At 45.4% G+C, this 11,979-nt stretch carries 7 protein-coding genes and 4 tRNA genes; 7 read left to right on the forward strand and 4 right to left on the reverse strand.

Annotated features, from left to right (window positions below; genetic code table 11):
• The first annotated feature begins 128 nt into the window (after nucleotides 1–128).
• From SHAL_RS20260 to SHAL_RS20285, 6 genes are read left to right on the forward strand one after another with little or no spacing between them, the layout of a single operon-like run.
• Nucleotides 129–2,246: a type I secretion system permease/ATPase gene (locus tag SHAL_RS20260; RefSeq protein WP_086020062.1), complete on the forward strand. Its 2,118-nt coding sequence runs from the start codon at nucleotides 129–131 to the stop codon at nucleotides 2,244–2,246.
• On the forward strand, nucleotides 2,243–3,625 hold the full coding sequence (locus SHAL_RS20265; RefSeq protein WP_012278981.1) for an HlyD family type I secretion periplasmic adaptor subunit: 1,383 nt from the start codon (nucleotides 2,243–2,245) through the stop codon (nucleotides 3,623–3,625). The genes SHAL_RS20260 and SHAL_RS20265 overlap by 4 nt, the downstream gene beginning before the upstream one ends.
• Before the next feature lie 33 nt (nucleotides 3,626–3,658).
• Nucleotides 3,659–5,074: a TolC family outer membrane protein gene (locus SHAL_RS20270; protein ID WP_012278982.1), complete on the forward strand. Its 1,416-nt coding sequence runs from the start codon at nucleotides 3,659–3,661 to the stop codon at nucleotides 5,072–5,074.
• Nucleotides 5,071–5,676, forward strand: coding sequence for an OmpA family protein (locus SHAL_RS20275; protein ID WP_012278983.1), 606 nt, complete (start codon nucleotides 5,071–5,073; stop codon nucleotides 5,674–5,676). The genes SHAL_RS20270 and SHAL_RS20275 overlap by 4 nt, the downstream gene beginning before the upstream one ends.
• Before the next feature lie 18 nt (nucleotides 5,677–5,694).
• Nucleotides 5,695–6,402, forward strand: coding sequence for a transglutaminase-like cysteine peptidase (locus SHAL_RS20280; protein ID WP_012278984.1), 708 nt, complete (start codon nucleotides 5,695–5,697; stop codon nucleotides 6,400–6,402).
• Nucleotides 6,403–6,410: 8 nt separating this feature from the next.
• The gene (locus SHAL_RS20285; RefSeq protein ID WP_012278985.1) at nucleotides 6,411–8,330 is read left to right on the forward strand and encodes a bifunctional diguanylate cyclase/phosphodiesterase; all 1,920 of its coding nucleotides are present in this window, start codon (nucleotides 6,411–6,413) and stop codon (nucleotides 8,328–8,330) included.
• 323 nt (nucleotides 8,331–8,653) lie between these two features.
• On the opposite strand, the gene SHAL_RS20290 is transcribed toward SHAL_RS20285, so the two are convergent.
• From SHAL_RS20290 to SHAL_RS20305, 4 genes are all read right to left on the reverse strand, one after another.
• A tRNA-Pro gene (locus SHAL_RS20290) sits at nucleotides 8,654–8,730 on the reverse strand.
• 58 nt (nucleotides 8,731–8,788) lie between these two features.
• A tRNA-Pro gene (locus SHAL_RS20295) sits at nucleotides 8,789–8,865 on the reverse strand.
• 31 nt (nucleotides 8,866–8,896) lie between these two features.
• Nucleotides 8,897–8,972 (reverse strand) — tRNA-His (locus SHAL_RS20300).
• A gap of 39 nt (nucleotides 8,973–9,011) precedes the next feature.
• Nucleotides 9,012–9,088, reverse strand: a tRNA-Arg gene (locus tag SHAL_RS20305).
• 225 nt (nucleotides 9,089–9,313) lie between these two features.
• Between SHAL_RS20305 and SHAL_RS20310 the strand changes: the two genes are divergently transcribed.
• Nucleotides 9,314–11,956, forward strand: coding sequence for a sensor domain-containing phosphodiesterase (locus SHAL_RS20310; protein WP_041416144.1), 2,643 nt, complete (start codon nucleotides 9,314–9,316; stop codon nucleotides 11,954–11,956).
• The last annotated feature ends 23 nt before the right edge of the window (nucleotides 11,957–11,979 follow it).

Here is an 11,979-nt window from a genome sequence, read left to right on the forward strand (position 1 = left end):
TTCGATACTTCTAATAATAAATATAAATAATAATTAAAATAATTAAATCTTAAGGATAAGTCGAAAAGGTGTCTGCTTCAGATTCTAGGAATGCTGAGCAGTGGACGATTTCAGCCTCTCAACGGGTGATGGTCGATCCTCTGCTAGACAGTTTAGTGTTACTCACCGAGCACTTCGGTAGCCCATGCTCCAGCGACTCGCTAGCGGCAGGCTTGCCTATGCAAGGGCACGTATTAACACCAGAATTATTGCCTCAAGCTGCTAGTCGCGCCGGACTTGCGGCTAAGTTGTCACGCAAGGGATTAAACGAAATATCTCCAATTCTGCTCCCCTGTATTCTGCTTTTAAAAGATAAAAAAGCCTGCCTGCTGCGTGAACTTGATATTGAGCAAGATAAAGCCGTTATTCAACTACCTGAAACTGGCGGCGAAGAAACCCTTTCGATTGAAGAGCTCGAAGCACTCTATGTGGGCTACCTATTCTTAGTTAAGCAAGAATATCGTGGTGACATGGGCTTAGATATCCACCTTCACGAGAATAAGTCCCACTGGCTACTGCAGACCATTAAAGACTCGGCGCCAATCTACCGAGACGCCCTTATAGCCTCGGTGCTAGTAAACTTATTTGCCTTGGTTTCTCCACTCTTTATCATGAACGTATACGATAAAGTCGTACCCAATCTGGCATTTGATTCTTTATGGGTACTTGCCATAGGTGCTGGTATCGCCTACATATTCGACCTAATAATGCGCCAGCTTCGAAGCTACCTTATCGATGTGGCAGGCAAGAAGGTCGACATCATTGTCTCATCTCGGCTATTTGCTAAGGCCATCGGCATTCCACTAGAAAAACGTTCTCCTAGCGTGGGCGGCATGGCTAAGCAACTTGGTGAGTTTGATAGCATTCGCGATATTCTCACCTCTGCAACCATAACCACGTTAGTTGATCTGCCCTTCGCCCTCTTCTTCCTAACGATTATCTATATTGTCGCTGGCGACCTCGCGGTTATCCCGCTTATCGGTAGCTTCATCATTATAGGTTACACCTTGATCATGCAGCCAAAGCTCAAGGCCGCAATTGACGAGAGTAATAAGTTTTCAGGCCTTAAACACGGCCACTTAATCGAATCGTTAGCGTCTATTGAATCAATCAAGTCCAGTGGCGCCGAAGGTCTAGTGCAAAAGAGCTGGCAACAGATGATTGGCCATACCGCCAACTGGCAACTGAAGTGCAAAAAAATCACCACATCCGTCACCAATGTGGCGACATTTGTAGTGCAAACGTCAGTCATTTTTGTGGTTATTTTGGGTGTTTACCGCGTATCTGAGAATGAAATTTCTATGGGTGGCATTATTGCCGCGGTGATTTTATCTAGCCGAGCGATTTCTCCTATGGCGCAACTTGCAGGCTTGATGACCCGTGGTAATCAAACTGCGAGCGCCCTGCGTCAACTCGATGAGCTGATGACCCAAGAAGATGAGTTTGAAAACAAGGGCCATCTCGTTAGCCGTCAACGCTTATTAGGCCAGATCACCGCCCATCATATTGGCTTTAACTATCCAGGATCTGAGCGTCCCGTGCTGCACCCTCTGTCACTGAACATCGCTCCCGGTGAGCGAGTGGCCATTATCGGTCGCAATGGCTCAGGTAAGAGTACCCTAGCAAAACTTTTAGTTGGCCTATTTCAGCCCACCAAAGGCAGTTTAACCTACGATGGTATCGATTCGGCTCAGATCCACCCAAGTGATTTAAGGCGAAACTTCGGTTATCTACCGCAAGATATCACCCTGTTTCACGGTACGATACGCGACAATATTTTGTTTGGCACTCGTCAAGTTACCGAGCATCAACTGATCCGTGCGGTGCAACTCTCCGGTGTGAATTTATTTACCAATTTAGAAGCCGAAGGCTTAGATCAGCAGGTTGGTGAAGGCGGACGCGAGCTTTCCCGCGGTCAACGACAAACCATCGCTCTCGCCCGTGCGACACTAAATGATCCTCCAGTATTATTAATGGACGAGCCTACTGCAAGTCTCGATGCGCGCGCAGAAAAGCAGTTTATCCATGCTATGCATAATGTCAGTAAAGACAGAACCCTACTGCTCATCACTCATAAGATGCACCTACTCAATCTTGTCGATCGTATCATTGTCCTTGATCGTGGTCATATTGTTGCCGATGGCCCGAAAGCTGAAGTACTCAAGAAGCTAAATGATGGTTTATTAGCGGGAGCAGCTAAAAAATGAGTAAACACTTAACCACGCATGAATTAGAGATGGTCGATGACGTCTACGGCGCAATGATGACCGATGCCCCTGCCAGCCATCGATTAACCATTTGGGCATTAACGGCACTCATCATAACCTTTTTGCTTTGGGCCTATTTCGCAGAGTTAGATCAAGTTACCACAGGCATGGGCAAGGTCATCCCCTCCTCTCAAGTGCAAGTCATCCAGAGTTTAGATGGCGGAGTCTTACAAGAGATGTACGTCCAAGAAGGATTAATTGTCACTAAGGGGCAGCCTCTGGTTCGCATCGATGCAACCCGCTTCCAATCAGACTTTGCTCAGCAAGAGCAAGAGGTTAATAGTCTATCGGCAAATGTGATCCGCTTAAATGCAGAGCTCAACAGTATCACAATCTCTGCCATCACTAACGACTGGCGCGAGCAGGTGAAAATCTCTCCTCAGGCATTGATATTTCCATCAAGCTTAGAAGACAGCGAACCTGAACTGACCAGTCGTCAGCGTGAGGAGTATGTTGGTCGTCTCGACAACCTGAGCAATCAACTCGAAATCCAAGCAAGGCAAATTCAACAACGTAACCAAGAGATCCAAGAACTTGCCTCAAAAATCAGAACACTCACAACCAGCTTCCAACTGGTATCACGAGAACTTGAACTTACTCGACCATTAGCAGATAAAGGCATCGTCCCCGAGGTCGAGTTACTCAAGCTGCAGCGCGTGGTCAACGATATTCAAGGCGAGCTAGCTTCGCTGCGCTTATTGCGCCCAAAAGTTAAGTCCACCATGGATGAAGCCATCCTTAAAAGGCGCGAGTCAGTGCTTATTTATGCGGCCGATACCCGTGCCCAGCTTAACGAGATGCAAACTAAACTTTCACGCATGAATGAGGCGCAAGTCGGCGCCCAAGATAAAGTCAGCAAGGCTGAAATTGTGTCTCCGGTTAACGGCACAGTCAAAACCGTCCATATCAATACTCTTGGAGGCGTGGTACAGCCCGGTGTCGACATTATCGAAATCGTGCCATCTGAAGACAAACTATTGATTGAAACCAAAATTGTTCCAAAAGACATCGCTTTTTTGCACCCAGGTTTACCTGCGGTAGTCAAAGTCACCGCCTATGATTTTACTCGCTATGGTGGTTTAAATGGCGTAGTGGAGCACATCAGTGCAGATACCACCCAAGATGAAGAAGGGAACAGCTTCTACATTGTAAAAGTTAGAACCGAGTTCTCCAGCTTAACAAAAGACGACGGTACAGAAATGCCCATCATCCCCGGGATGCTTACATCAGTAGATGTGATTACTGGGCAAAGATCCGTTTTAGAGTACATACTTAATCCAATATTACGGGCTAAAGACACGGCGCTCAGGGAGCGTTAAGCCCGATATAAAAACGACCAGGAGGGGTTATACATGGATAACAGCACAGTACGGCAGCTAAAGCGCAGTGCACTCGCACTTGCTGTCAGCGCGCTGATAATACCAGCATCGGCTTACAGCCAAACGCTTGAACAGGCAGTAGCACATACACTGGACACAAATCCAGAGATAAAGATTGCATTTAACCGCTTTAAAGCGCGTGAAGAGCAGGTCAATCAAGCGGTCGCAGGTTACATGCCAACGCTTGATATTAGTGCTGGTTACGGTTGGGAACAAACCAACAGCACCTCGACTCGTCGGCGCGCTGGCCAAGGTGATGTAAACAATGACGGCGTTATTGAGCTTGAACGCGGTGAAGCGGGCTTTAGCATCAAGCAGATGTTATTCGATGGTTTCTACACTAGCAGTGAAGTCGATAGATATAGCTTCGAAGCTAGCGCCGAGCAATGGGCGCTATTCGCCGCCGCCGAAGATATGGCCTTAGATGTTGCAAAAGTCTATATCAACTATATTCGTAGCGAGCAAGTGCTGACTTTGGCAGAGAAAAATCTGCAAAGCCATAAAGATATCTATGAACAAATTAAGCAACGTACCGATTCAGGCTTAGGCTCTACAGCCGACCTATCTCAAGTTACTGGTCGCTTAGCGCGCGCTAACGCTAACGTTATCTCTGCACGTAACAATTTTTACGATGCTAAATCTCAGTTTGTTCGTATCGTTGAGCAGCAACCTGAAGACATGATAGTGCCAGTACCTGATGCCGATATGCTACCAGCAGATCTTAGCACCAGCATTATGATGGCCCAAGATAACCATCCCATTCTGAAATCTGCCGCTAGCGATATTAACGCCGCAGAGAATGAAAAAGACTCTGCCCAATCAAACTACTATCCTAAGCTCTCACTCGATCTAGAGGGTAATTGGAATAACAATATGGACGGTGAAGACGGTTATTCAATCTTGCCCAGCAATAGCGTAGGCGGCCATAACAATGACCTCGTCGCTATGGTGCGTTTGAAGTACAACCTATTCGCCGGTGGCCGCGATCTCGCGCGCGAAAAAGAAGCTGCCTATAAAGTGGGTGAAGCTAAAGAGATCCGCCAACGCGCTCACAGGCAGGTGGTTGAAGGTGTCAACTTAGCTTGGAATGCCTACGAGCTACTCACTCCACAAAAGATGTATATCCGAGAACATGTTATTGCAGCCAAAGACACCCAAGTGGCCTATAGCCAGCAATTTAACTTAGGTCAGCGTAGCTTATTGGATCTGCTCGATACAGAGAATGAGCTTTTTGAAGCCAGAAAAGACTATTTAGCATCTGAGTATGATGAAATCATTGCCCAATACCGCGTGTTAAATGCCACCGGTCAGTTACTCAACTCATTGCGCGTGACCAGACCCGATGTCTGGCAAGGTGAAAGAGACTACGAAGGAGGAGTCCCACAATGAAGACCATGATATTTCTATTAAGTCTCGCTATTCTTGGTGGCTGCTCAATGCGTGACATTACCACTATGGATCAACCTACTACGCAAGTTAACGACCTTAGTGATATCGATCATGATGGTGTTATCGTTGCCAGAGAGCGCTGCACAGAAACGACACTAGGTGCAACGATTGATAATTATGGTTGCGGTAAGATCAAGCCGATCAATGAGCGTCAGGAGCTTAAAGTCCTATTTGCCAACGACTCTTACTATATCGATCCTCAGTATTATCCGCAGGTAGAAGTTATCGCAACCTTTATGCGCGATTACCCAAACACCCAAGCCGTGATTGAGGGCCATTGTAGTAAGACTGGTAGCCATGAGCATAACCAAGTGTTATCTCAAAACCGTGCTAATGCAGTGAGTTCTTTACTTGCCGAACGCTTTGGTATTGATTCTGATAGGCTTAGTGCAGTAGGTTATAGCTTTGATCGTCCAGTCGATCCGACTCATACCAGAGCAGCGCACAAGGTAAACCGTCGAGTTATCGCCGAACTTACGGGTGATGACACCACAGCTGACATGAAATGGCACATCTATACGGTAGACGAAGAAGTTAACTAGCAGTAATAACGGAGCACCATGGTTGGCAGGCTTTATCAATTTAAAAGAATACGAAAAGTCTGCCAATTCAAGTTGACGGTATTGGCCCTGTCCGTCTCTTGCCTTTATGCTGCACCAGTTCAAAAGTTAGATGCTGTCCATATAACCCAAACCATTGAATCGCAATATGGCGAACGTGCGGGTAAAAGGATTAGGGCCTGGTTTAAGATTTTAGATGAAGCAAAGGATTTGCAAGATAGCGATAAAATATTGAAGGTGAATAACTTTTTCAACCTCTTTCATTTTGTCGACGATATGAAACTTTGGGGAAATAAGAATTATTGGGCAACGCCCATGGAGTTTATTGGAGTCAGCGGTGGTGACTGTGAGGATTTCTCAATCGCCAAGTATTTTACCCTGCTTCAGCTCGGTGTTTCTGAAGATAAGTTACGCATTACTATGGTTAAAGCAACCAGCGTAAATCAGTATCATATGGTACTGGCCTATTATGAAACGCCCTCTTCAATCCCCCTCGTTTTAGACAATCTTGATAAACAAATTAAACCCGCGACTCAAAGAAAAGATCTGTTGCCTGTCTATAGTTTTAACGGTCGGCAGCTATGGCTAAACAAAGAAAAAGGACGAGGTGTTCTAGCAGGTTCCTCATCTAAACTTGCGAAATGGAACGACCTAAAACATCGCTTGGGTGTAGAGCGACTTAACCAACCCAAGATAAAACTGGAGTAGTAAACAAGATGACACTGTTTCGACAGATATACACACTACTATTTGTGCTGTTTTTATTGGTTGTAGCGAGCTTCAGCTATGTGCAGTTTAGCGAAACTCAAAGCTTCCTCACGAAACAGATGGAATCCGATCTCAATAATACCAGCCATTCGCTCGGTATTATGCTGGTCCCCGATCTCGAAGCAGGCGACATAGTCGGTGCTGAAACACTGATCAATGTTATTTTCGAGGGCGGTTACTATCAACAAGTCAAACTCACCTGGCTCGTCGATGGTAAACAACAGGTATGGGAAAACCCGATGACAATTGAGGGGGTTCCACAGTGGTTTATCGATCTAGAACTGTTTAAGACAATTAAGCGCGAGAGTACCATCACCTCAGGCTGGATCCAGTTAGCCCGTCTTGAGATAACCGCTCACCCTGGCTTTGGTTATCACGAGCTTTGGCGCACCATGACCAACGCAATCATCGTCTTTTCTATCCTATTTCTGATTGCGATTATCTTTGCCCGCGTCGGCCTCACTTGGATCTTAAAGCCACTACATGACATCGCCGAACACGCCAAAGAGATCGCTAATCGCAAATTTGGCCCCGATATGAAAGTGCCTAAAACTGTAGAGCTTAAATCAGTAGTGCAAGCCTTTAATAGCATGTCTGAACAGCTCAAACAGATCTTTAACTCACTCGATGAAGAAGTGGGGGAATTGAGAAAGAAAAATCTCGTCGATCAAGTATCAGGCCTACCTAATCGCCAATACATGATGGGGCGTTTAAACAGTTGGCTAAGCGAGCCTAAAAGTGGCGCGCTGATGATGGCCAAGTTTGACTGGTTAGAAGAAGTTCATAGTAAATACGGTTATCAAGTCCGTGACGAAACCATCAAGTTGCTATCAGACAAAATGAAGCAACATTTAGACGGTGTAACACCTTCTGTGATCGCACGAATTGCCGCTTATGAATTTGCCTTTCTAATCACAAGTTCTGAACATGAGCAAACCAGCAAATACCTACAAACCCTGATCCGCACGATTAATCAGGAGATCTCCAAGGCGGGCTGTAAGCCAAACGAAAACTTTACTATTGGTATTGCCGAGCGAATCGGCCAGATGTCGGTTACCGATATCTTAGCTCAAGCTGATAATGCACAGCAGAAGTCCTTACAGGAAAATAAAGTGTTTCATTGGTTTGAGACCAATGAAAAACAATTATTCACTCGCGAGCAATGGCGTGAGCATTTAAGTAACGCCATCACCGAAGGGAAATTCAAGTTGAAGTGGCAGCCCATTTTGTTCAATCAAACAGAATCCACGCTACAAAGAGAACTATACTGCCAGCTAGAGATCCACGGAAAGATGGTGCATGCGGGTCAATTTATGCCCTACGTCGAACTACTCTCACTGGGTAGCCTGCTGGATAAGTGTTTAATTGAAACTGTTCATAGCAAGAAGTTACTCGAGAGAAACTTCGAGCCAATTGCAATTAACTTAACCTTCCAGAGCATAGGCGACCCAGAGTTCCATCAATGGCTCAATAAGTTCCTACGCACGTCAAAACAACGAGAACGGATCTGTTTCGATATACCCGAAGCGGCCGTTTATAGCGACTCTGAAGCCTGTCAGGCACTCTGCGCTATAATTAGAGACAATGGTGCTCACTTTGGTATTGACCACTTTGGCCGCCAATTTGGCTCAATGTCATACTTACAAAACTTACGCCCAAGTTACGTCAAACTCGATCAGTCTTTTGCTTATTACGACGAGAGCGAGCACAGCAGTGAGCTATGCCGAGCACTCATCAACGTAGCGAAAGGGTTAGATATCGAAGTGATCGCTACCGGGATAGAGAAAGAGGCGCAACTTAAACGTTTCATGCCGTTAAAGACTAACGCCTACATGGGCTATATCTCGCCCCCCGTCACAGTCGAATAGTGGCAAATAGATAAAGGTCTCTCAGGAGGCCTTTTTTGATTTTAGGTTCAAGGAAAGGCTAAGACGATAAAAGCCGAAACTGCCGGAAAAACTTAGAAGCATAGACGAGAGAAGCCGGAGAAAGCCGGAAAAACAACAGCGGGAATGAGAGGCTCTAGGTTCTGCCTTTCCGTCAGTGAGCTTGCGAACGTTGCGTTATCCGTCAGCGAAGCGTTCGTCTTAGCTTTAGGTTTCCTTGGACCTAGTACCTTTCTTAGCTATTCCTAGGACCTTTTTTTAAAACAAAAAAGCCTCTCGATTTCTCGAGAGGCTTCATGTAAAAGTGGTCGGTGATAGAGGATTCGAACCTCTGACCCTCTGGTCCCAAACCAGATGCGCTACCGGGCTGCGCTAATCACCGAAAATCTTTTATCTAACTTAACTTGCTAAATATCGAGTAAACTCGCTATTTATATATATGGTCGGTGATAGAGGATTCGAACCTCTGACCCTCTGGTCCCAAACCAGATGCGCTACCGGGCTGCGCTAATCACCGAGTTTTTACAACTTTTAAAGCGTTAGGAAAATGGGGTGACTGATGGGGTTCGAACCCACGACAACCGGAATCACAATCCGGGACTCTACCAACTGAGCTACAATCACCACTGATATTTCCTACTAACAAAACCGCCGTTTCCATTCTGGTGCACCCAGAAGGATTCGAACCCTCGGCCTCACCCTCCGGAGGGGTGCGCTCTATCCAGCTGAGCTATGGGTGCCTGCCTTGTTAGCGGGGCATATAGTAGGTTCAAAACGCCCTGCCGTCTACACCTGTTTTGCTTTTTTTATGGTTTTTATGTTTGTTCGCTCAAGATTTGAGTCATTTGTACAATTTTCCACTACAAAGCGTCAAAATAATGACTTGGATAGAGGCCTTTTTCGTGTTATCAATACATATTAGCTTAAATTCTGTTCAGATTAAAAATTGCGATTGGCGGAACGACATGTTTAGGGAAGAAACATCTCAATCAAAAGAGGCATTGAGGTTAAATAAACGGATTACTCGTCTAAAAACCCTAGCGCTAAAATACAAGCGCGCCGAGATCACTCAAAATGCCTTACTAGCGATCTCTAGCTTAGCATCGAGTGTGACGACACCAAGAGAGTTCTATTCATCGCTGCATAGATCGATCAACAGACTGCTTCCTGCCGATAATTTTTTTATCGCTACACTCAATGCAGATACAGGTAAACTTGAAGTTCCCTTCTTTCAAGACGAAAAAGATGCACACCCCAGAGAGTTCTACCCCGATGAAGAGCTGTCCGATACCCTTTACAGTGGACTCACTGGCTACGTGCTCAAAACAGGGCAAGCTTTAATCTGCAACGACGATACATACCAGCAACTCGTGACATCAAATCTCATCACGCCTCGCGGCAGCAATTTTCACCAATGGATAGGCACCCCGATCCAAAGCGTCGATAGCACCATAGGCGTATTAGTTTTTCAAAGCTACAACTGTGACACCGTTTATGATGAGATAGAAATTGAGCTAATGAACTTCATTAGCCACCATATTTCAGGTGTAATTCAACGCCTACAGAATCAAGAGCAGCTAGAGCAAGCGATCAACACCCGCACTAAAGAATTAAGCATTGCTTATAACAAGCTTAAGCAAGAGGTGTACGAGAGACGTCGTGCAGAACGTCTACAGAAGTCACTATTTGAAATTGCAGACTTAGCAAACTCAAATATCGACAGCCAAGAGTTCTACAGCGAAATCCATCGCGTCATTAGCCATCTACTGCCAGTCAATAACTACTTTATCTCATTGCTGAATGAACAGCGCAATGCATTGACCTTTCCTTATTTCGTTTCTCAGTATGATCTCCCCGCTCCTAAATCTAGGGCGTTAAGTGATGGTTTAACCGAATATATTCTATTGAATAATAAGCCTAAGTTGCTCAACCATAATGATATAAAAGGGCTTATAGAATCTGGTGACCTCTATTGCAAAGCTCCTGAGCTCAATGATACTCAGGAGATCAGCCAGTGGATTGGTGTACCGCTATTTATCCACGGCAAAGTTAGTGGTGCACTGACTATTTACAGTTGTAGCTATAACCAACACTACCAGGAGAAAGACTTAGAACTACTGACTTTTGTCTCTCAACACATCGCCACGGCAATTGAAAAGAAACAATCTGAAGAGTCATTAAAACAGAGCTACGAGCTGTTAGAAGAGAAAGTCGATGAGCGAACTAAAGCACTAGCAAGTGTCAATCAAGATCTTGAGAAAGAGATTAACCAACGTAAGCGTATCGAACGCCAATTAGTCCATGATGCTAAGCATGACAATCTGACCGGTCTCCCCAACCGCTCCATGTTTATGGAACGCTTAACCCAAGCGATAAAACATGTACGTCGCCATAGCCTTGAAAGATTCGCCGTACTGTTTATCGATATGGATAGGTTTAAGCTACTGAATGACACCTTGGGGCATTTAGAAGGCGATCGCTTTTTAATTGAAACCGCTAAGCGTCTTAAACAATGCATCCGTAACAACGATATGCTTGCCCGCTTAGGCGGTGACGAATTCGTTATTTTACTCGATAGTATCAGTGGCCAGCAGGACGCCGAAGATGTAGCGGAAAGAGTGCTTGCCGAGCTGTCTAAGCCCTACCAGCTTGCTAACCAGCAGTTTAAGTCCAGTGCCAGTATCGGCCTTGCTATGAGCGGCCAAAGTCGTTCTGACACCAGTGAATCGATACTGCGTGATGCCGATACCGCCATGTACCAAGCAAAATCACAGGGGAAAGGCTGCTATACGATATTTAATCACGGCGTAAATCAACGGCAAATCAAAGATCTCAAAATTGAAAGTGAGCTAAAAAACGCATTAATCAATAAAGAGTTGCAACTAAGTTACCTGCCGATCATGGCGCTAAACTCAGAGCAGGTCATTGGCTTTGAGCCCAGATTATTCTGGCATCACCCAAGTTTAGGCAAACTCAAACAGGCACAGCTAAATAATATAGCCGAACACTGCCATATGGCGATTGAGCTAGACAACTACCTGTTAGAGCTGGTCAACCAAAGCTTTCACAGCATGCTGCAGCAATACGGCAATCAATTTCAGCTGCAAATATCGATCTCGAGCCAACACTTAAATCATAAACATGCATTAAGAGCCCTTAAAAACCGAATTAAGCAGTGCAGTTTCAATATCAGCAAGCTGACACTGTTTTTTAATGAAAAGGAATTCGTACAAAATACCGATAACCATATTAGTGCTTTCGATAGCCTCAATAAGCTTGATGCGAAATTGGGAATTGAAGCCTATGGCAGCGCCCATAGCGCCATCAGCAGCTTGATCTTCCTGCCTATTCAGGCCCTAAAACTCGATCCTAGTTATGTCGCTCACCTAGAGAGCAAACAACATGTAAAGTTGGTGAAGGCCTACTTTAATGCGGCGCAAGCCCTTGGGTTAGACGTCTTTGCTGTTGGGATCAATGACAGTAAACAATGTGAAGCGCTGCAGGAGATAGGCTTTACGAATGGTCAGGGGAGCGCGCTAGGCAATGTCATTGAGCTAGAACAAAAAAAAATAGTGTGTGTGCCTAACTTCAATAGGGCACACACTTAAGTTTAGCCTAGCTCAGGTATAGC

This window comes from Shewanella halifaxensis HAW-EB4, assembly GCF_000019185.1.
Lineage (GTDB): Bacteria > Pseudomonadota > Gammaproteobacteria > Enterobacterales > Shewanellaceae > Shewanella > Shewanella halifaxensis.